Source organism: Halopseudomonas pelagia CL-AP6, assembly GCF_000410875.1.
In the GTDB taxonomy this organism is placed as follows: Bacteria; Pseudomonadota; Gammaproteobacteria; order Pseudomonadales; family Pseudomonadaceae; genus Halopseudomonas; species Halopseudomonas pelagia.
On record NZ_AROI01000008.1, the window covers coordinates 205,151 to 226,401 of the forward strand.

22 protein-coding genes are annotated in these 21,251 nt (G+C 59.5%); 16 read left to right on the plus strand and 6 right to left on the minus strand.

The annotated features are described in order from the left end of the window. Positions 1-3: 3 nt before the first annotated feature. Genes rutC through rutA form a run of 3 tightly spaced genes read right to left on the minus strand, consistent with a single transcriptional unit; the run spans position 4 to position 2,227 of the window. Positions 4-387, minus strand: a complete 384-nt coding sequence (rutC, locus tag K787_RS0107395; RefSeq protein ID WP_022962158.1) for a pyrimidine utilization protein C — start codon at positions 385-387, stop codon at positions 4-6. After that, the gene (gene rutB, locus K787_RS0107400; protein WP_022962159.1) at positions 384-1,139 is read right to left on the minus strand and encodes a pyrimidine utilization protein B; all 756 of its coding nucleotides are present in this window, start codon (positions 1,137-1,139) and stop codon (positions 384-386) included. Before rutB ends, rutC begins: the two co-directional genes overlap by 4 nt. Continuing rightward, the gene (rutA, locus tag K787_RS0107405) at positions 1,139-2,227 is read right to left on the minus strand and encodes a pyrimidine utilization protein A (RefSeq protein WP_028614708.1); all 1,089 of its coding nucleotides are present in this window, start codon (positions 2,225-2,227) and stop codon (positions 1,139-1,141) included. Before rutA ends, rutB begins: the two co-directional genes overlap by 1 nt. Positions 2,228-2,461: 234 nt before the next feature. On the opposite strand from rutA, the gene rutR reads away from it, so the two are divergent. From rutR to K787_RS0107445, 8 genes are all read left to right on the plus strand, one after another. After that, on the plus strand, positions 2,462-3,190 hold the full coding sequence (rutR, locus tag K787_RS0107410; RefSeq protein WP_022962161.1) for an HTH-type transcriptional regulator RutR: 729 nt from the start codon (positions 2,462-2,464) through the stop codon (positions 3,188-3,190). A gap of 247 nt (positions 3,191-3,437) precedes the next feature. Beyond that, positions 3,438-4,445, plus strand: a complete 1,008-nt coding sequence (locus tag K787_RS0107415) for an isopenicillin N synthase family dioxygenase (RefSeq protein WP_022962162.1) — start codon at positions 3,438-3,440, stop codon at positions 4,443-4,445. 1 nt (position 4,446) lies between these two features. After that, positions 4,447-4,833, plus strand: a complete 387-nt coding sequence (locus tag K787_RS0107420) for a VOC family protein (protein ID WP_022962163.1) — start codon at positions 4,447-4,449, stop codon at positions 4,831-4,833. 52 nt (positions 4,834-4,885) lie between these two features. Next, complete coding sequence (locus tag K787_RS0107425) at positions 4,886-5,977, plus strand: BMP family ABC transporter substrate-binding protein (protein ID WP_022962164.1); 1,092 nt, start codon at positions 4,886-4,888, stop codon at positions 5,975-5,977. Next, entirely contained in the window at positions 5,974-7,494 is a 1,521-nt protein-coding gene (locus K787_RS0107430; protein ID WP_022962165.1) for an ABC transporter ATP-binding protein, read from the plus strand. Before K787_RS0107425 ends, K787_RS0107430 begins: the two co-directional genes overlap by 4 nt. Then, the gene (locus tag K787_RS0107435) at positions 7,487-8,581 is read left to right on the plus strand and encodes an ABC transporter permease (RefSeq protein WP_022962166.1); all 1,095 of its coding nucleotides are present in this window, start codon (positions 7,487-7,489) and stop codon (positions 8,579-8,581) included. Before K787_RS0107430 ends, K787_RS0107435 begins: the two co-directional genes overlap by 8 nt. Continuing rightward, positions 8,581-9,510, plus strand: a complete 930-nt coding sequence (locus tag K787_RS0107440) for an ABC transporter permease (protein WP_022962167.1) — start codon at positions 8,581-8,583, stop codon at positions 9,508-9,510. Before K787_RS0107435 ends, K787_RS0107440 begins: the two co-directional genes overlap by 1 nt. Before the next feature lie 40 nt (positions 9,511-9,550). Then, positions 9,551-10,318, plus strand: a complete 768-nt coding sequence (locus K787_RS0107445) for an SDR family NAD(P)-dependent oxidoreductase (RefSeq protein ID WP_022962168.1) — start codon at positions 9,551-9,553, stop codon at positions 10,316-10,318. Positions 10,319-10,360: 42 nt separating this feature from the next. Here the strand turns inward: K787_RS0107445 and K787_RS25830 are convergent, their stop codons facing one another. Continuing rightward, a complete protein-coding gene (locus K787_RS25830; protein ID WP_052185327.1) occupies positions 10,361-11,230 on the minus strand; it encodes a rubredoxin in 870 nt (289 codons plus the stop codon). Beyond that, positions 11,227-12,429, minus strand: a complete 1,203-nt coding sequence (locus K787_RS22520) for an amidohydrolase/deacetylase family metallohydrolase (protein ID WP_022962169.1) — start codon at positions 12,427-12,429, stop codon at positions 11,227-11,229. The genes K787_RS25830 and K787_RS22520 overlap by 4 nt, the downstream gene beginning before the upstream one ends. A gap of 358 nt (positions 12,430-12,787) precedes the next feature. Here K787_RS22520 and K787_RS0107465 point away from each other — a divergent pair, with 358 nt between their 5' ends. The 8 genes from K787_RS0107465 (at position 12,788) to K787_RS0107500 (ending at position 19,897) form a co-directional block, all read left to right on the plus strand. Continuing rightward, positions 12,788-13,810: an ABC transporter substrate-binding protein gene (locus K787_RS0107465; RefSeq protein ID WP_022962170.1), complete on the plus strand. Its 1,023-nt coding sequence runs from the start codon at positions 12,788-12,790 to the stop codon at positions 13,808-13,810. 95 nt (positions 13,811-13,905) lie between these two features. Further along, positions 13,906-14,784 carry an ABC transporter ATP-binding protein gene (locus K787_RS0107470; protein ID WP_084671975.1) on the plus strand — a complete coding sequence of 293 codons (879 nt, stop codon included), beginning with the start codon at positions 13,906-13,908 and terminating at the stop codon, positions 14,782-14,784. After that, entirely contained in the window at positions 14,784-15,587 is an 804-nt protein-coding gene (locus K787_RS0107475; RefSeq protein WP_022962172.1) for an ABC transporter permease, read from the plus strand. The genes K787_RS0107470 and K787_RS0107475 overlap by 1 nt, the downstream gene beginning before the upstream one ends. Positions 15,588-15,589: 2 nt before the next feature. Beyond that, a complete protein-coding gene (locus K787_RS0107480; protein WP_022962173.1) occupies positions 15,590-16,549 on the plus strand; it encodes a DMT family transporter in 960 nt (319 codons plus the stop codon). 287 nt (positions 16,550-16,836) lie between these two features. Continuing rightward, positions 16,837-17,832, plus strand: a complete 996-nt coding sequence (locus tag K787_RS0107485; RefSeq protein ID WP_022962174.1) for an ABC transporter substrate-binding protein — start codon at positions 16,837-16,839, stop codon at positions 17,830-17,832. 1 nt (position 17,833) lies between these two features. Continuing rightward, the gene (locus K787_RS0107490; RefSeq protein WP_022962175.1) at positions 17,834-18,622 is read left to right on the plus strand and encodes an ABC transporter ATP-binding protein; all 789 of its coding nucleotides are present in this window, start codon (positions 17,834-17,836) and stop codon (positions 18,620-18,622) included. Positions 18,623-18,629: 7 nt separating this feature from the next. Next, positions 18,630-19,391, plus strand: coding sequence for an ABC transporter permease (locus K787_RS0107495; RefSeq protein WP_022962176.1), 762 nt, complete (start codon positions 18,630-18,632; stop codon positions 19,389-19,391). Further along, a complete protein-coding gene (locus K787_RS0107500) occupies positions 19,388-19,897 on the plus strand; it encodes a nucleoside deaminase (RefSeq protein WP_022962177.1) in 510 nt (169 codons plus the stop codon). Before K787_RS0107495 ends, K787_RS0107500 begins: the two co-directional genes overlap by 4 nt. Positions 19,898-19,929: 32 nt before the next feature. Here K787_RS0107500 and K787_RS0107505 read toward each other — a convergent pair whose 3' ends face one another. Further along, entirely contained in the window at positions 19,930-20,913 is a 984-nt protein-coding gene (locus K787_RS0107505) for an AraC family transcriptional regulator (RefSeq protein ID WP_022962178.1), read from the minus strand. Positions 20,914-21,251: the final 338 nt, after the last annotated feature.

The following is a 21,251-nucleotide window of genomic DNA, read 5'->3' on the forward strand; positions in this document are numbered from 1 at the left end:
GTCTCAGCCGACATGGGCAATACTGGCGATTTCGATCAAGGCGTCGGGCTTTACCAGTCCGCATTGAATGCAGTAGCGCGCCGGCTTCTCGCCAGGAAAGTACTCGGCGTAGACTGTATTAATGGCGGCATAATCGCTCCAATCACGCAACATGATCATGTTGAAAGTGACGTCATCCATGCTGCCGCCCGCTTCCTCGACCACGCCCTTGATGGTCTCCAGAACGTGGCGGGTTTGCGCTGCAGCGTCGCCAACATGGACCACATTGTTGTCCTTGTCGAAGGGCAGGGTGCCGGACACGTAAAGAATGCCATCGGCCATTGAGCCCGGAACGTAGGGCGCCAGGGGTTTCCCGGTGCCGGCGGGTAGTACGGTCTGTTTGCTCATGCAGTTGCTCCTTGGGGAATCGCGTTAGCAGCGAGGCTGCTGCAGAAATCATCCACAGTGCTGACCCAGCCGAAGAAGGTTTCAATGTTGTACAGCGAGGCCTGCTGAACGTAATCCGGGCCGGCCTGGTGAGTGGCGTCGGCGAGAACCACGCCAAAGTACTCGAGAAAAAATCCGTCACGCAGCGTGGATTCCACACAGACATTGGTGGCTATACCGGTAAACACCAGATTGCGGATACCACGGCTACGCAACAGGCTATCGAAGGCGGTATTGAAGAAGCCGCTGTAACGGGGCTTGGGCACCACCAAATCGCCGGGCTGGGGCTGCAGCTCATCCACCAGATCATAGTCCCAGGTGCCCTTGGCCAGCAGCTTGCCCATCAGTTCGGGATTCTTGCGCATGGTCTTCATGGCATTGGACTTGTGCCAGTTGGGCGAGCCAGGGCCTCCGGCTTCGGTGTACTCCGGATCCCAGCCGTTCTGGAAGAAAACGACCTGTACGCCGGCCGCGCGTGCGGCTTTGATCGCTTTAGCGATAGCGGCGATAACCGGACCGGTGCTGGAAATATCAAATCCGGCAAGGTCAAGGTAACCCCCCTTGGTGGAGTAGGCGTTCTGCATGTCGACCACGATCAGCGCCGTATCGCTGGTATTGATTGCCAGCGACTCGGGGCGCGCGGGGAGAATCACGCTAGTGTCCTGGCTGCGGTTCGGCGCATACCCGACAATCGGCTTGCTCAGGCAGCTCATCAGGCGCTCTCCAGCATGTCGGTCACATGCTTGCGGCTTTTCATCAGCGGCTGAATCTTCTGGCCGAAGTCTTCGATGCCCTGCACAAAGTCATCGAAGGTAAGCATGACGCCGCTGGTGGCCGGCACCTCGGCGATTTCATCGAGCATACGCGCGACCGACTCGTAGGAGCCCACCAGCGTGCCCATGTTGATATTGACCGCCGAGGTGGGATCGGCCATCTGCCGTATGTTGGTATCGCCCTTGGACTTGGTGTCTGCGGCGCCCTGTTGGCCCAGCCAGGCCACGGCTTCTTCGTCTACGCCATCCTTGTAGAACTCCCAACGGGCGCGTGCAGCCTCGTCGGTTTCGTCGGCGATGACCATGAACAGGGCAACCGAGGTGACATCGCGCCCGCTCTCGGCAGTGGCCTTTTCCAGGCGCTCCACGGTAGGCGCGAAGGCCTTGGGCGTGTTCACACCTTTGCCAAAACAGAAGTTGTAGTCTGCATACTTGGCGGTAAAGGCCATGCCGGCTTCGCTCTGGCCAGCGCAGATGATCTTCATATCGGCCTGCGGCTTAGGGCTCACACGGCAATCTTCCATCTTAAAATGCTCGCCCTTGAAGTCGCTGGTACCAGTGCTCCACAGATCGCGCAGGACGGTAGCGTACTCACTAAGGTACTCGTAGCGATTGGCAAAGAACTCGTCACCGGGCCACAGGCCCATCTGCGAGTACTCCGGCTTCTGCCAACCGGTGACCAGGTTGACGCCGAAGCGGCCATGGGAGATGGAGTCAATGGTCGAGGCCATGCGCGCCACTATCGCGGGCGGGATGGTCAGGGTGGCGACGGTGGCGAATAGCTGGATGCGTTCGGTCACGGCGGCCAGGCCGGCCATCAGGGTGAAGGATTCAAGGTTGTGTTCCCAGAACTGGGTCTCACCACCGAAGCCGCGCAGCTTGATCATCGACAACGCAAACTCGAAGCCGTAGTGCTCGGCACGTTGCACAATGGCCTTGTTCAAATCAAAGGTCGGCATGTACTGGGGGGCGTTTTTTGAGATCAGCCAGCCGTTGTTACCGATAGGTATGAAGATGCCTACATTCATTGGATTGCCCTCTGAGGTACGTTTAACAGGGTGATCGGTATCACCGCCGACCATTGAACAGGCAAAAGCACAAAGCAGGCCATGTTTGCTTTATTGTTAAATTTCAACATCTTGGGAAATTATCACGCTTTATAGCAGACCAACTAGTCTGAATTAGAGCACTTGGTTTGTGCACGCCGGTGCGTTTTGGGGCACGCCCAGGCGCTTGAGCTGCGAGGCATCAACAGGGGTAGAATGCGCACACCAGGGAACGAGGCAGATGATCCAGTGAGCAAACAGATACGGCGGCCAGGTACGCCAGCAAAAAAGCCCAAGGCCCGCAGCCGGGTCCCGAGCGAAGCGACGCTGAACCGACGCAAGCGACTGATGGAAACCAAGCGCAGCGCGATCATGGAGGCCGCGCTGGATATCTTCTCGCGCTACGGCCTGCACGGTACCAGCCTCGATCAGGTAGCCAGTCAGGCGGATGTGTCCAAGACCAATCTGCTGTACTACTTCGCCTCCAAGGAAGAGCTGTACATAAACGTGCTACGACAGTTAATGGAGGTATGGCTGCGACCGCTGCAGGCTTTCAGCGTTGAGCAGGACCCGATGGAGGCCATTGGTGATTACCTGCAGGTCAAGCTGGAACTGTCCCGCGACCACCCGGCCGAGTCACGCCTGTTCTGCCTTGAAGTGATTCAGGGCGCGCCATTGCTGCTGAATGAGCTGCGCTCGTCGCTACGCGAGATCGTCGAGTCCAAGGTCGCGGTCATCAATGCCTGGATCGCTGCGGGCAAATTGGCCCCGATTGAGCCCCATCATCTTATTTTCTCGCTCTGGGCGACCACCCAGCACTATGCCGACTTTCGTGTACAGGTGGAGGCGGTGTCCGGTCGCACCCTGGATGATCCGGCTTTCTTTGCCGAGACCCTGGCAAACCTCAAGCTGCTGGTACTGCAGGGTATACGCCCGCGTCCTTGATCGCGGGTGGCCGCCCTGTTTTTGGGCTACGCGCCCAAACCAGGTGCTCTGAACCAGACCATTTGATCAAATTTAAGCCTGCCTGAAACGCCAACCTATTGTTATTCAATAAAAAAGCGGTATTGGCATAGTTGCTGCAAATATTTCCTCCGTTGGAATGCCGGGCGATTTTGAGTCGCCTACGGATTCTTCAGGTCGGGCGCGCCGCTGAGCCGTTTCCCGATATTCAATCGGAGGTGATAGTCGTATGACACTTCAGTATGTACCCATCATCGATCTTGGCCCCTATTTCGATGGCAGCGCCGAAGGCAAGGCCGGCGTGGCCAAGGCAGTCAATCAGGCGTGCCGCGATATCGGCTTTCTGGTGATCACCCAACACCAGATTCCCGCTGAGCTGATTGAACGGGTCAGCAGGCTGACCAGCCTATTCTTCGATCTGCCCATGGACGAAAAACGCAAAGCAAACAGGCCGCGCCCGGATATGGTGCGCGGATACAGTGCGGTGGCCGAAGAAAGCCTTTCATACTCGATGGAAGAAGCGGCGCCGGGTGATTTGAAAGAGTCTTTTTCGATCGGGCCGCAGAATATCCCGGATGAACCATATTACTCCGAAGCGTTGGCCGGCCCGCATTTTGCCCCCAACGTCTGGCCGACCGCAGTGCCAGGCTTTGAACAGGCCTACGCTGAGTACTTCGAGGCCATGGGTGACCTGGCGTGCAGCTTGATGCGCATCTTCGCACTAGCCCTGGAGCTGCCGGAAAGCTTCTTCGATGACAAGATCGACAAACACATCAGCATGTTTCGCAGCCTGCGCTATCCACACCTTCGGAACGGCATCGAGGAAGGCCAACTGCGTGCCGGCGCGCACACCGATTATGGCAGCCTGACCATCGTCAAACCGGACGGCGCGCTAGGGGGTCTGCAGGTATGCAACCGCGAGGGCGAATGGGTTGACGTACCCTTTGTAGAAGACGGCTTCGTAGTCAACATCGGTGACCTGATGATGCAATGGACCAACGATCAGTGGATATCCACCCTGCACCGGGTGGTCAACCCTCCGGAAGACGCCGCCGGCGACCAGCAACGCCAGTCACTGGTGTTCTTCCACCAGCCAAACTATGACGTTGTGGTGGAGTGTCTGCCCAGCTGCGTGGCCGAGGGCAAACAGCCTCGCTATGCACCAGTCACCTCGGGTGACCACCTGCAGTCAAAGTTCGTGCGCCAGACCACCTTTGGCGGCAGCAAGGTGGCATGAGATGAGCAAACTCTCCTATGTGAACCTGTTTGCCCGCGACATAGAAGCGCTCAGCGGGTTTTATCAGCGGGTATTTGGCTTCCCGGAGGTGGAAGCAATTCGCTCCCCCATATTCCGTGGCCTGGATGCCGGTACCTGCTGCATCGGTTTCAACGCGCCGGATGCCTATGAGCTGCTGCATCTAAACGAGCATGCAGACACCCACGGTTGCAAGTTCCTGCTCAACATCGACGTCGACAGTCCCGAAGAAGTCGACCGCATGGTGCCGGTTGCCTGTGAGGCCGGCGCCACTTTGGTCAAGCCGCCGTACAAGACGTATTACGACTGGTATCAGGCGGTACTGATGGACCCGGAAGGCAACGTGTTCCGAATCAATCACATGCTTTAACTATTCCAGCCCTGTTTAACCCTCACGACCCACCGCAAGAAGGATTTTGGCAATGAAGAAACTGCTCACGGGTACACTATGTGCCCTGGCCGCGTGCGGCCTGACGACCTCCGCTTCGGCTGCCGAAGACGGCTTTACCCTCAAGGGACCAGCAAAGATCGCCATGCTTTACATCAGCCCGCGCAACGACGGCGGCTGGACTCAAGCCTTTGATGAAGCACGCATGCGCCTGGAGGACGAACTGGATCAGAAGATCCAGTATGTGGAAAGCGTGCCGGAAACCGCCTCGGCGATCCGCCCGACGGTCGAGCGGCTGATTCAGCGCGGTTCAAACGTGATCATCGGGACCGCCTTTGGCTACTCCGATACTTTCAAGGAACTGGCTGACAAGTACCCGGAAGTCGCCTTTCTGAACGGCTCCGGCACCACCAACTCGGACAACCTCGAGTCCTTCTATGGCCGCACCTACGAGAGCCAGTATCTGTGCGGCATGGCCGCGGGCGCAGCATCCAAGACCGGCAAGCTGGGTTTTGTCGCAGCCAACCCCTTCGGTCAGGTGAACTGGACCGTCAATGCGTTCGCCATGGGCGCGCAGCAGATCAACCCTGACGCCACAGTGACGGTGATCTACACCGGTGCCTGGAATGATCCGGTCAAAGAGCGTGCTGCCGCTACCGCCCTGATTGATCAGGGCGCCGATGTCATCGGTCAGCACGTGGACAGCCCAACTCCGCAGATCGTTGCCCAGGAGCGCGGTGTACAGGGTACCGGTCACCACCGTGACATGAGCGAGTTTGCGTCGGAAGCGACCGTCTGCTCATCAGTCTGGGTATGGGATCGTTTTCTGGCTCCCGAGCTGAAGAAGATCATGGCCGGTAACTGGAAGCCCACTGAGAATGGCGCGCTCCTATCAATGGAACAGGGCGGCACCGACGTGAGCTGCTGCGGCAAGGCGGTAAGTGAGGAAAACGAGGCCAAGATCATGGCCGCCCGCGACGAGCTGCTCAAGGGCGCGAAACTGATCTACGCCGGCCCCCTCTCCGACCGTGATGGCAACCTCAAGGCAGCGGAAGGCGAAGCACTGTCCGACGGCGAACTCTGGTCGATGGACTGGTTCGTCAAGGGAGTCGTTACCCAGCAATGAGTACCCAGAACGCGATCCGACTGGAGGCCGTCAGCAAGTCCTTTGACGGCTTCAAAGCACTGTCCGAAGCCGACTTCACCGCCAGTTGGGGTGAAGTCCACGCCCTGTTGGGCGAGAACGGTGCGGGCAAGTCGTCACTGATGAACATTGCCGCAGGGCTGTACGCACCAGAGACCGGGTCGCTGTTTATCGATGACAACCTGATCCGCCTGCGGGGTCCGCTGGACGCATCAAGCCAGGGCATTGGCATGGTGCACCAGCACTTCAAGCTGGTTAAACCGTTCAGCGTGGCGGAAAACATCCTGCTTGGCCTGCGTACACAACAGACAGGCAGTTTTCGCCAGCGCCTGCAACAAACCGCCGAGCAGATCAAAGCCACAGCGCAGAAGCTGGGTTTCAGTATCGACCCGTTTGCGCGGGTCGATCAGCTATCGGTCGCCGAACAGCAGCGAGTCGAGATCCTCAAGGTACTGCTAGCTGGCGCGCGCATTCTGATTCTCGATGAACCTACTGCGGTACTAACTGATGCGGAAGCAGAAAACCTGCTGACCACGGTACAGAATTTTGCTCACCAGGAAGGCGCTGCGGTGATTCTGGTGACGCACAAGATGAACGACGTCATGCGCTACGCCGACCAGGTAACGGTAATGCGCAGCGGGCGCACGGTAGCCAGCCTCAAACCGCAATCGGTGTCAGTCGGCGAGCTGGTCAAACTGACCGTCGGCGACGCGCCCACACCGGCCCAGATCCCCGCCAGCCGGGAGGCCGGCGAGGTCAGACTGGAGATACGTGACCTGCGCTCCAGTGCTGGCCACGCCCCAGTGCTGCGGGGTGTCAATTTGAGTCTGCGGGCGGGCCAAATCTATGGTATCGCCGGCGTCGGCGGCAATGGTCAGAGCGAGCTGGCCAATGCGCTGATGGGCATGCCGGAACCCGTGACGGGGGTCATGCAATTAACCGGCGAGGGTGACCTGCGCACGCTGAGTCCGGCACGCCGCAGGCAGCTGGGGATTGCCTGTATTCCGGCGGACCGCTACAGCGCGGCACTGGCAGCCCCGCTGTCAATCAGCGACAACTTTGCCATGGGCGAGATCCACAGCGGCCGCTACGGCCCCTTCTGGTATCTGCGCCGCAAACGCATTGAGGCCGATACGGCCGCGGCGGTGGCCGAGTTCGACGTACAGGGCGTGCGCTCACTGCAGCAGAAAGCCGCATTGTTGTCCGGCGGCAACGCCCAGAAACTGGTGATTGCCCGTGAGTTCAACCGCGAACCGCAACTGGTGTTCGTCCACAGCCCAAGTCGCGGACTGGACGTGCGCGCCACCCTGGCGGTGCATGAGCGGCTGCGCCGAGCACGCGATGCCGGGGCCGCGGTGCTGTTAATCAGCGAAGACCTGGATGAAGTGATGGCCCTGGCTGACCGGATTGGCGTTATGTCGGCGGGACGTATTATCGGTGAGTTTGCTCAACCGGCAGACCGCCAGGCGATAGGACAAGCCATGGTGAACCATGTTTGATGCGACTGATTTTCAACCCTTGCTGGCGCGGCGTTATACGCTCGAAATGCGTCAGCAGATGGCCTGGCACTGGCAGGCGCTGATCATCACCCTGGCGTTGCTAGTGGGCCTGTTGATCTCGGCAGCGATTCTGGTCGCCGCCGGTGTGCCGGCCGGCGAACTGCTCAACGAGTTTGTCGTGCTGACCCTGTTTGACACCCAGAGTCTGCGGGCCGTGCTGTTCCAGGCGGCGCCATTGATCATGGTCGGCCTAGCCGGCTGTCTGGCATTTCGGGCGCGATTCTGGAACCTCGGGCTGGAGGGCCAGATGATCTGGGGCGCGATCGGCGCCACCGCCATCTCTCTGTTCGAGATCGGGCCGCCAGCGCTACGTCTGCCATTGATGATTCTCTGTGCGCTGGCCTGCGGCCTGTTCTGGGCGTTGGCGCCTGCGCTGCTGAAACTGCATCTGAAGGTCAATGAGATCATCTCGACCCTGATGCTCAACTACATTGCTCTGAACTTTCTGCTGCATCTGGTCTACGGCAGTTGGAAGGACCCGCGTGACTCCTTCCCCTATTCGCCGCAGTACCGCGTCTTCGAACGCCTGCCTGACCTGTTTGACGGCTTCAGCCTGGCGGTAGTGATCGCTATGTTGGTAGCACTCTTTGTGCTCTGGTTTACCGGCGTCTCGCGCGCCGGTCTGTACCTGCGCTTTGTCGACAATAGCCCGGGTGTCGCACGGGCAGTCGGGGTACCGGTAAAGCGGGTGATTCTCGGCACGGTACTACTTTCTGGCGCGCTGGCTGGTCTGGCCGGACTGATGATCACGGCGGGCCAGGAGGGCCGCCTTACCCACTCGTTCTATGTCGGCTACGGCTTCTCGGGCATCCTGATTGCGTTTCTGGCGCGCAACCAACCGATTGCAGCAACGGCAGTCGCATTACTGGTAGCAACGCTGTTTGTGGCCGGGCGCAGCCTACAGGTTTTCTATCAGATTCCCTTCTCGATGGTGCAGTTGATCCAGGCGATTCTGGTGATTTGCGTGGCCTCTTCGGAGTTCTTCATCCGCCACCGTATTCGCCGTATTCAGGGAGGGCAGGGCTAATGACTATTATTGCAAGCTGGATCGGCAACATCCCCGATTTTGCCGTGCCCTTTGCGCTTGCCGCCCTGGGTCTGATCATCATTGAGCGTACAGGTGTACTGGCCCTGGGCGCCGAGGGGCTGATGCTGGTGGGGGCCATGTCCGGCATCGGTGCTTCGCTGCTAACCGGTGGCTCTACCTCTTGGGCACTGGTCATGGCCATGGCTGCTGCGGCCATAGTGTCGCTGCTGTTTGCGCTGATGGTGCTGGTGATGCGCATCAATCAGGTCATCGCCGGGTTGGCGCTGGTGTTCTTCTGCCAGGGCTTGACGGGGTTGCTAGGCACGCTGATGAACTGGACCAACAAGCCAGTGCCCGGACTGCAATCACTGTCGTTCTGGCCGCTGTCAGAACTGCCGGTGGTAGGCAAGCTCTTCGTGCAGAATCCAGTGGTGTTTCTGACGCCCGTCATTTTCCTGCTGGTGGTCCTGATGCTCAATCGGAGTGTGCTGGGTCTGCGCATGCGCGCCGTCGGCGAAAACCCCCAGGCCGCCGACGCTGCCGGCATTCCGGTACTCGCCTACCGCTGCGCAGCGATTGCCGCAGGCTCGGCGCTGATCGGGCTGGCCGGCGCCTATATATCGGTACTGAGCACCAAAATGTGGATTGCCGACATGGTCGGTGGTCGCGGCTGGATCGCCGTTGCGCTGGTGATTTTTGCCCGTTGGGCTCCATGGAAGGCGCTGGCCGGCGCCGTGCTGTTCGGCTGTATCGAGGCGCTGATTCCGCAGTTGGCGGCCTCGGGCATTCGTCTGCCGCAGTACTTTGTGTTCATGACGCCCTATGCGGTCACCCTTGGTGTAATGGTCTGGGTGGCCATTGTCAGCCGTGACAACAGTAGCCAGCCGGGTGCGCTCGGTGAACCCTTCATTCGTGAGGAACGCCGTTGAAAAACGCTTGCGCTCCGAGAACAGACAACAGGATATATGCATGCAAGGTGTAGCTTTGATTACCGGTGCCACCTCTGGCTTTGGCGCGGCCAGCGCGCGCCATCTGGCCGCCCAGGGCTGGCCACTGATTATTTGTGGTCGCCGTCAGGCACGTCTCGACGCATTAGCGAGCGAGCTGGCGCCGCGCACTCAGGTATTGGCGCTGCAACTGGATGTGCGCGATGCCACAGCGGTGAAGCGCGCCATCGATGAATTGCCAGCGGCCTTCGCCAAGATTCAGTTACTGGTAAACAACGCCGGTTTGGCGCTGGCGCCGGGACCGGCGCAGGCGGTTGATCTGAACGACTGGCATACCATGATCGACACCAACATTACCGGTCTGGTGAACGTCACCCATGCGGTATTACCACGCTTGATCGCCTGGGGCGCAGGAGCCAGCGTCATCAACATAGGGTCCACCGCATCGGGCAATCCCTATCCCGGCAGCCATGTTTACGGCGCCAGCAAGGCTTTTGTACAGCAGTTTTCCTTCAATCTACGCTGTGACCTGCAGGGTACCGGTGTGCGTGTGACGGACCTGTCACCGGGTATAGCCGAAACCGAGTTCAGCCTGGTACGCAATGCCGGTAACGAAAGTGCAGCCGAGGCCGTCTACCAAAATACCGTCCCGCTCTCGGCTGACGACGTAGCCGAGCAGGTAACCTACATCGCTGCTTTGCCTGCGCACATGAACATCAACCGTCTGGAAGTAGTGCCGGTATGTCAGGCCTGGGGGCCGTACGCAATACATCGGGAGCTGACGCCATGAAGTAAATGGCGGCCCGAGGGCCGCCTTGTCTGGCTTGGCGGCTCAGACGCTGAGCTTGACGAAGTCCAGCTTGGTCACCAGGCACTCCGGGCACATCCAGTCATCGGGAATATCCTCAAAAGCCGTGCCCGGCGCAATGCCGGAGTCTGGGTCACCGAGGGTTTCGTCATAGATCCAGCCACACACCTGACATATCCACTGCGGCTTGCTTTCAAACACTGGCGGAGCAGGCTCGGCAACCGCACTGCGCTCGCGCAGGCGGCGCTCGAAGGCCAGGCGGCCCTTTTGCTCGAGCTCGAACGCATCCCATACCCGCTGCTCAACTCGAAACTGACGATCTGCTGTGGTGGCAAAACGCTGAACCGCCATACGTCCGAGGGAAACATGAAACTTCTCGTCGGGAATAATTTTACCCAGCACCTCGCGGGTCTCCTGCGGTACCCGAGGCAGCAAACCTTCGAAAGCGTTCATTGCCCCCAGCTCACCGGTAATGTTGTGCGCCGCCACCCGCTCCAGGGTATCGTCACCGGCAGCATAGAACTCGCTGACCCAGGCTACCCACTCGGGCTCGGGCTGCCAGCCCTCCATTGAGGCCCCCAACGACTTCAGGTGCGAGAGTAGAAGCTTGTAATGCCGGCCCTCATCTGACACCTGCCGACATAGCCCGATGAACACCTCCGTCTCCGGCGTATCGCGCAGCCAGGAACCGATGAAGCCCGCCGCTTCGCGTTCGTACCAGCACTGAAATTGCAGCCACTCGACCAGTTCCTCCTGGCCCATAGGCGCATATCCGCCAAAGCTTTGTTCGGCTTCGGACAGTTCCTTGCGGCGCGAAGTCAGAGCTGCCACCAACTGGTCGTAGAATTGTACCGACTCCAGTGTCGAGGCTGCATTCTCTACCAACATGCTCATACCGCCTCCTTTAGCACCGCGGTCACACCTTTCAGATCGTGCACTGCGTCATACCAGACACCGCCACGCAGGCAGCCAACAGCGCGCAAGCGCTGGCTGGTCTCAATCGACTCATGCCCGTCGGACAGCGTGAAGCGGCCCTCTTCGATACGCAGTACGCTGACTTCCGCCGAGCGGCCAGCACGTAACTCGCCATACTGATCACTGCGGCGGATCGCTTTCGCGGCATTAACCGTGTTCATTTTGATCACCTGCGCCAGCGGCACACCCAAAGCCCAGATCTTCGACATGGTAGTCGACAGCGAGTACACCGGTCCGTCAACGTTGAACACGTTGAGATCGGTGGAGATCGTATTGGGCATAAAACCGCGCTCGATCAAACGCCGCGCGGTGCGAAAGTGGAAGTCCCCGGCAGAGTGACCAATGTCCAGAAGCACGCCGCGCTCGTATGCATCGATGAAAGGTTTACTGGGCTCGCCACTGTCATCCAACTGACCGCCGCCGCCACGGCAAGCGTGGGTAATAATGTCGCCTTCACGCAGCTGATACAGCAGCTTGTTGGTGTCCAGGACCGGAGTATGCGGGAACGAGCCAAGGTGAATCATGATCGGCAGATCGCTGGCGATTTCATGTGCCGCATCGAGAAAGGGAGAGCGATCCGGATTGCTGGTGATCGTTGGCCGGACCTTGAAGCCGACTATCACGTCCCGGTTGGCATCCACCACTTGCCTGGCGGATTCAATGTCAATATTGCGCTCATCGTCGGCAATACGCAGGTAATGGCAGATAAACGTCTTGTTGGCCAGATAGATCTGCGAGGGATCCATCAAGGCCAGGACCTTGGTTTTGGTATCCGGGTGGTCAATGACCGCACGGCGGGCCAGCTCGATGATGGTGGTACTGGCGGTGCCCGCATCGACGATCACCGGCACCCCGGAATCCACGCCCATCAAATCAGTGGGCAGACAAAAGTCGCCCAGACCCGGATAACAGTGAGTGTGAATGTCGATCAGGCCCGGCGTCACCAGATGGCCGCTGACATCACGGATCTGCGCACCGGGATAACGCGCCGCAGCGTTTACGCCTAAGTCGATAATGTGTCCGTCCTGCACCACAACATCGGCGACTGCATCCAGCCCCGACGCGGGGTCTATCACCCGGCCACCTTGCAACACCAAATATGCGTTTGACGCAGACATGGTTATTCCTCTTTCACGGAAGGTGAGAACCGTACACCAGGGCGGTGTTATGACAGAGGAGTGTCATCTTGACTCAGGAGTCTGATCCAGGAGGTTCTCTCGGCCCGGAAATTCCCTGCCAACCGACAAGCAGTTTCTGTACCAGCTCTGAAATGCCTGGTCTGGCCACAAGAATGGCTCGATTCATGTTCAATCAAAGTGCATGAGCAAACCAAGCCGACACAATCCGGTGCACAAATTTACTGACCAAACGATCAGGAAATAGAGAACAAGCGGATTAGGCCTTATGGCACGGTGCTTGCTCTATACGAAATATCGATTAATTGGTCAGAAAACTAAATCACCAGGAGTGCGTCTTATGCGTTACGGAAAGAAGCCGGCCTCTGCCGCCAGTAAAGGTTCCCTATCAACCATCGCAGGTCTGCTGCTCACAGGCATTGTAATTGCCCCTGCGGCAACTGCCGAAGAGCTGGACCGCGTCGTATTCGGCACCAACTGGTACGCCCAGGCCGAACACGGCGGTTTCTATCAGGCCAAGGCCACCGGCATCTACGAGAAGCACGGCCTCAACGTATCTATCCAGATGGGCGGTCCACAGGTCAATGGCATGCAGCTATTGGCGGCCGGGCGTCGCGACTTTTCGATGGGCTATCCAATCGGCAATATCAAAGCCCGGGAAGAAGGTCTGCCAGTCAAGACGGTCGCCGCAGCCTTCCAGGGCGATCCGCAATCCCTGATCGCCCACCCCAATGTCACCTCCATAGAGCAGATCAAGGAAGAGAACCTGCCGGTCTACCTGGCCGCCTTCGCCCACACCACCTTCTGGCCCTGGTTGAAAGCCGAGTACGGCTTCACCGACGATGTAACCCGCCCCTACACCTTCAGTGTGGCACCGTTCATGGCTGATCCGAAGATCGTCCAACAGGGCTACCTGTCTTCCGAACCCTACGCGATCAAGCAGGGCGGTATTGAACCCTCGGTATTCCTGCTGGCTGATTACGGCTATCCCGCCTATGCCACCACCATCGAAACAACCGACGCCATGATCGAGAAAAACCCGGAGCTGGTACGCCGCTTCGTGCAGGCGAGCATGGAAGGCTGGGCCAGCTACTTTGCCGATCCAGCACCAGGGAACGAACTGATTAAACAGGAAAATCCGCAGATGACCGATGCGCAGATCGCCTACGGCATCGAAAAGATGAAGGAGCATGGCCTGGTCACCGGCGGCGATGCCGAAACCCAAGGCATCGGCGTAATGACCGATGAGCGCTGGAAGGCATTGCACGACTTCATGCTGAAAGCCGAACTGGTGTCTGCCGACCTGGACATCAAGGATGTCTACACCCTGGACTTCCTGCCTGCGGAACCGGTGATCGAGTAAAGCACGCGCTCAACCTCACCTCTCTCTTCAGCCAACCTGAGCCTATCTATCGAGTGGGTGACCCTGCGCCAGCAGGTCACCCTGGGAGCCACAGCATGCACTCTTCGCCCATTACGCCGACTACCCCCGGTATGGCAGCGGATCCGGCACCAGGCACGGCCGCCGATACCAGCCAGACGAGCAGACCGGTACTGCAGGTCAGCGACGTCAACAAGATCTACGCCAACGGCACCGTCGCGCTCAAGGGCGCTGACCTCACGGTGCGCCAGGGCGAATTTGTCAGCCTGCTCGGCCCATCTGGATGCGGTAAGAGCACTTTGCTGCGTATCATGGCCGGCCTCGGCGATGTGACCAGCGGCACCGTCAACTGGTGGGAGCATGACTACAACGTAATCGGTGACAAGGGCCGCAAACTGGCCTTCGTCTTCCAGAACGCAACGCTGATGCCCTGGGCGCGCGTGCGCAAGAATGTGCGTTTGCCGCTGGATCTGGAAGGCCACAAGAGTCCCGATATCGAAGAGCGAATCGATCGCGCGCTGGAAATGGTCGGGCTCACCGGCTTTGATAATGCCTTCCCCCGGGAGCTGTCCGGCGGCATGCAAATGCGCGCGTCGATCGCCCGGGCGATGATCACCGAACCCAACTTGCTGCTGATGGACGAACCCTTCGGCGCACTCGACGAGATGACCCGCAACAAGCTCAACGATGACGTGCTCAAACTCTGGCAGAAAAACGGCTGGACCATCGTCTTTGTCACCCACAGTGTCTATGAGGCCGTCTATCTGTCCAGCCGCGTAGTGGTGATGGCCGCCCGGCCCGGCCGAATTGTGGATGATATTCCTATCGACGAGCCCTATCCGCGCGGTGCAGATTTTCGCGTATCCGCCGAGTTCGCCGGCTATTGCCGTCAGGTATCGCAGGCGCTCGAGCGGGCCAGCACGATGGGCGAGCCGACGCCGCAGGAGGCTCACTGATGAAGACTCCCCTGATCCAGAACGAAAACTTCGTCAAGATCGCCGCGCCCCTGGCCGTCGGTCTGCTGTTTCTGCTGCTTTGGGAAGCGGCTGTGGTTGCCATGGAAGTACCTCGCTACATTCTGCCCGGCCCCTCGGCGATTTTCGACTCGCTGGTCAATGATTGGCGCCCGCTGCTGGCGGCCCTGATGATCACGCTGAAAGTCACCTTCATGGCCTTTGCCATTGCCGTGGTACTCGGCGTGGCGGCGTCTTTACTGTTTGTGCAAAGCAAATGGATCGAGCTGAGTCTATTCCCCTACGCGGTTTTGATGCAGGTGACGCCCGTCGTCGCCATCGCGCCACTGATTATCATCTGGATTGACGACACCACCTGGGCGCTGACCGTTTGTGCGGTGATCATTGCCATCTTCCCGATCATCTCCAATACCACCCTGGGCTTGCGTAGCGTCGATCCAAACTTGCTGAGCATGTTCCGCATGTACCGCAGCAGCCGCTGGCAGGAGCTAATTCGTTTGCGTATTCCCGGCGCGCTGCCGTATTTCTTTGGTGGGCTGCGCATCAGCAGCGGCCTGGCGCTGATTGGCGCGGTGGTCGCGGAGTTTGTCGCCGGTACCGGCGGGGCCAAGGCGGGACTCGCCTACATGATCCTGCAATCGGGCTACAACCTGCAGATTCCGCGCATGTTTGCCGCGCTGGCGTTGATTACGCTAACCGGTATTGCGCTGTTCGCGCTGATGGTCTGGCTGTCAGACCGGGCGCTGCGCAACTGGCATGAAAGTGCAATGAAAGTGGAGCATTAAGCGTGCAGCCGAGCGGTTCCCGTCCCGCACCGCAATACGCCTGGGGCCTTGGTTACCTGCTTTTGGCGGGCACCGCCCTGGGCTGGGGCCTGAATTTTCCGATCCTCAAGCTAGGGCTGGAAAACAGCCCACCGCTGCTGTTTACCAGCCTGCGCATGCTGCTGGGAACCCTGACGATGTTTCTGATCGCTGCAGCCATGGGCATTTTACGCTGGCCAGCGCGAGGAGATTGGCCGGTGCTGTTTTCCGTCGGCGTGCTGCAGAACATGGCGTTTATTTCCTTAGTGACCCTGGGCCTGCAATATCTGCCCGCCGGCCGCGCCGCGATCCTTGCCTATACCACGCCGATTTGGGTGGTGCCCGCCGCTGCACTGTTTCTGGGCGAACGCTTTACCCTGCCCAGAGCCATCGGCGTTGGGCTGGGCATGACCGGCCTGCTGGTGGTGCTCAACCCCTTGTCGCTGGGCTGGGAGAATCCCGATGTACTCTTGGGTGCCGGGCTAATCATGCTCGGCACCCTGGTATGGACGGCCGGGCTGATCCACGTCCGCCGCCATCACTGGCATGGCGAAGTCCTCTCGCTGATACCCTGGCAGTTGCTGATATCCGTACTGGTACTGACGCCCATAGCCCTGCTGATGGAAGACCCGGCCGAGATCATCTGGGACACCACCTTCCTCTGGCCTCTGCTATTCAGTGGCACTGTCGCTTCCGGGCTTTGTGTGGCCGCTCAAGTGGCCGCAATCCGCTCTCTGCCAGCAGTCAGCCTGTCGCTCAGCTCAGCTTCTGTGCCGGCCGTGGGTCTGCTGTCGGCGGCCTGGTTTCTCGGCGAACGGCCGAGCCAAACCGATGTTCTCGGCTTTCTGTTGATCGCCGCAGGCATCCTCGTCGTCGGACTTGCCGATCGTCGCCAGGCGGCTCGCTCGCGTGCCGCAGTTGCCCGCGAAACCTCGCCGCCCTGACCACCAGGTAATCACAGCATTCTGTGCGCCTCGCGCACCCCACTCGGGCGATAACCATCGCCCTGCACCGATTTTGCGCACAGCATCCATCCGCACCCTTCGTCTACACCCTGCCCACAATCTCGCGGAACTGCGTAGCAAGCCTGTGCTGGCCCCTGGCTTGCAGGCTTACCGGTCAGAGCACTTGGTGCCGCGAAAGCTGGCCCATATTTTGCTCATCTAATTAAAACCTGCCTAACTGGTCAGGATATTTGACCAGCGACATTATCTACCCGGAGAAATAACCCATGTTGAAGAACACGTTCAAGGTTCTGGCGATCACCCTCGCCATCGCGGGCAGTGGACTGGCCGCTGCTGCAGACAAGGTAACCTATCAGTTGGACTGGCTGCCGGGTGGCGACAAGGCGCCGGTGTACGTCGGCATTCAGCAGGGCTTTTTTGCCGATGAGGATCTGGAGGTCAGCATCGCCAGCGGACGCGGCTCCACTGATGCCATTACCAAGATCGCCACCGGCCAGTCCGACCTGGGTAGCGCTGACATCGGCGCGCTGATGGCTGCCCGGGCTCAGGAGGATGTACCCGTCAGCGCCATCTACACCATCTTCAACCAGGCGCCGCATGCCTTCTTCATGCTCTCGACCAGCGACATCAAGAGCATCACCGACATTCAGGGCAAAAAAGTCGCCACCTCGCCCTTCACCTCATCCAACGCCTTCCTGCCACTGGTACTGAAAGAAAACGGCATGCCCGAAGATGCGGTAACCCTGACCAAATCCGACCCTGGCGCGCTGGGCCCGATGCTGATCACCGGCAATACCGATGCGATTATCGCCTGGGTTACCAACGTGGCGTTGTTCCGTGATCAGGCAGCCAGTGCCGGCAAAGACATTCGCGTCTTACCCTGGTCAGACGCGGGCCTGTCGCTATACAGCTCCGCGGTGGTCGCCAGTGATAAATTCCTCAAGGAGCGTCCCGATGTAGCCAAACGCTTTATGCAGGCCTATGCCAAGTCACTGGAATTCACCCTGGCCAATCCTGAAGCGGCCGCCCAGGACCTGCACAAAATGGTACCCGAGGTTGATCCCGCCGTTGCTGTGGGCCAGATCAACGACACCAAGGTGCTGATCGACAACGAAATCAGCGCGGCTGACGGCGTAGGCGCCCTGACCCCCGAGCGCGTAGCCAGTACCTGGGAATGGGTAGCCCAGGCGAACAATTTGAGCACCGATTCGCTGGACCCGGAAAGCATCATCAACCGCGGATTCATGCCGGAGTCGAAGTAACATGAATCAACCCACCGAGCGCGCTTTTGTTCGGCTGGATGGCGTCGGACACCGCTATGATCCGGCGCCAGACAGCCCGCTGGCCGTGCGCAACATCGACCTGGAAATCCATCGCCACGAGTTTGTCGCGGTGGTTGGCCCGTCCGGCTGCGGCAAGTCGACCCTGCTGCGCATGGTCTCCGGCCTGCTGTTGCCCAGCGAGGGGCAGGTCAGCGTGTTCGGCAAGCCGGTCACCGGTCCGCGCGATGATGTTGGCATCGTGTTCCAGAAGCCGACCCTGCTGCCCTGGATGAATGTGCGCAAGAACGTGCTCTTCCCGCTCAAGCACAAGTACGGCCGCTATGGCCGCGCCGATGAGCAACGCGCCAACGAACTGCTGGCCATGGCCGGCCTGGATGCCTTTGCCGAAAAGATGCCTGACGAGTTGTCTGGCGGTATGCAGCAACGGGTCGGCATCGTCCGCGCCCTGCTGCTTAATCCGGACATTCTGTTGATGGACGAGCCTTTTTCAGCGCTGGATGCCATGACCCGCGAGCAGATCGGTTTCGATCTGTTAAAGATTTGGGACGAGCAACCCAAGACGGTGCTGTTCATTACCCACTCCATATCCGAAGCCGTGCTGCTGTCCGACCGGGTCCTGGTCATGAGCAAGCGTCCCGGCAGCGTACTCGATCTGATCGATATCGATCTGCCGCGCCCACGTTCCCCCGATACGATCAAACAACCCGAGTTCAGCGCCCTGACGGACCGGATCAGAAAGCATATTTACGAGCCGGCGAGTGAGGCCTGAGGTGGCTATGCGCAAGATGATGATGAATGCTTCACCCTGGCTGTTCTTCACCGGGCTGATTCTGCTCTGGGAGCTGGTCTGCCAGCTATTCGAGCTGCCCGCTTACGTACTGCCAGCACCCAGCGCCATTGGCGCAGCCTTCTTCGAGGTGGAAATGAGCCGCTGGCTGGATCACCTCTGGGCCACCCTGCGCGTCGCGCTGATGGGCTTTGCGCTATCCATCGCAATCAGCATTCCGCTGGCCATTGTGATGATGCGCTCGGAGCTGCTGTCGCGCACCCTGTACCCGCTGCTGGTGGTAATTCAGGCTACGCCGGTAGTCGCGGTGGCGCCGCTGATCATCGTGATGATGGGCTCGGATGATCCTTCACGCGTGCTGATCACCTGCCTGCTGACCTTCTTCCCCCTGGTGGTTTCCACTGCCACCGGGATCAATGAAACGCCACCCGAGCTGATCGAGCTGAGCCGCTCACTGGATGCACCAACCCGCCGGGAAACCTGGCAAATCCGTATCCCCTATGCCATTCCGCATATTTTCAGCGGTTTGAAGGTGGCTATTACTCTGGCCATTATTGGGGCCGTGGTGGCCGAGTTCGTTGCCGCCGAAAAAGGCCTGGGCTACTTCATCCAGTTCTCCACTTCGTTCTTCAAGATTCCCCAAGCCTTTGCCGGGCTGTTCTTCCTCGCCGCAGTCAGCCTGCTGCTATTCAAATCGGTGCAGTGGACCCAGCAAATCTTCTTCGCCTGGAGCCTGCCGAAGAAAAAATGATGACTCAAACGAACCAACAGGACTCAACCGTGACCGCAACCGAACGCGATATCGCCTTCCTGCGCCAGAGCTTTCGCCTCGCCGAAGAAGCCGGCCGCCAGGGCATCCATCCCTTTGCTGCCATTCTGGTCGACGATCAGGGCGAAGTGCTGATGCAGCAGATCAATGCCTATCTGCCCGACAAAGACATGACCGGCCATGCCGAACGCGTACTGATGACCCGCGCCAGCACCACTTACCCGGCTGAACTGCTGGGCCGCTGTACCATGTACACCTCCGCCGAGCCCTGCGCCATGTGCGCCGGCGCTGCCTACTGGGCCGGTATCGGTCGAGTGGTCTATGGCGCCAGCGAGAAACGTTTAAAAGAGCTCACCGGCAACCACCCGGAAAACCCCACACTGGATTTACCTTGCCGAGTGGTATTCGGCGCCGGCCAGCGGGAAGTGGAGGTCATAGGTCCTTTGCTTGAGGAGGAATCCGCACAGATGCACGTGGGTTTCTGGTAGCGCGGTTCGGACACGCCACTCAAGCGGGCGGGTCAGTCCCGATCAACGCCCTGGGCCTTGTAGCGCGCCGGCGTCACACCCTGCCAACGACGGAAGGCACGGACGAAGGCATTCTCGTCGGAAAAGCCCAGTTGCTCGGCGATATCTGCAACACGTCGATCCGCCTGCAAAGCATCGCAGGCAATCTGCTGTTGCACGCTCTCGCGCAGGCTCTTGAATGACAGCCCTTCCTCGGCCAGCTTGCGGTTCAAATGCCGGCCACTGAGCTCCAGTTGTTCGGCAATACGTTCCTTGCCCCAGCGCGGATGCGTTCTGACCAATTGCTGCACACGCGCACTCAGGCTGTGCTGCCCCAGGGCACTAAGCGTCTGATCGGCCAGCCGGCGCAGATGCTCGCGCAGCGCGCTGTTGGCCTGTATCTGCGACAGCGCCAGTTGCCGGACGGGAAAGCCCAGATGATTGCAGGGCGCATTGAAATACAGCGGGCAATCGATCAGTTGCCGATAGTCCTCCAACGGCGCAAGGGGGCTGTGGGCGAACCAGATGCCGCTCGGCTGAAAGCGCCCGCCCGTGGCCCAGCGCGTCAGCTTAAACATACTCGCCATCACCGCTTCGACCCGCTCAGGCTGACGCACCGACAGGTGCGGTTGATAGTCGATGTATACCTGTTCAGCCTTTCGATGCAGTTGAAACTCACCGCCATCACCAATCACCGGCGCGTATTCGATCAACTCTTCCAGTGCCTCGCCCAGAGTGTCGCAGGTCACTAGCAGCATGCCGACGCTATCCAGATGCCCGACCTGAATCTCCAACCCCAGGCGCAGCCCGGCAAGCGGGTCGCCGCTAGCGCTGCAAAACGCCTCCCACAACTCATCCTGCCAGCTCAAGGGCACGCGCTCGGCATGCCGCAAACGCTCGGTCAACTCAATAGGCAATACCAGCCCCATACGCTCGGCGCTCTGCACAATGGCCTGGCCGTAGCGCGGGGTGACACTCTGTTCGGCGGAATCCGTCATGGCCTGAATTGCTGGTCCTTTGTCCCGTTTGGTGCGATACCGCCCGCAGGCGTTCGACTAGACTCAGGATCATAACCTTGCACAAAGATGCAGGGAACGTTGATTGATTGCACAAGGCTCAGGGATGGGGAAATGCTGATATGTACGGAGCCAGACAAGCGCTGTTGCCCACCCGCTGTTTCAGACCGTCGATGACCAGGGATGGTCATCGCCGAGCGAACAGGGATGTACTTGTAGCGCGTCTGGAACAGCGGGTGGGCAATAGCGCCACCACCCGAGCCTTCCAATCAGCATTTCCCATACGCGCCAAAGCCACAACAACAAGAACAACAAGAGGA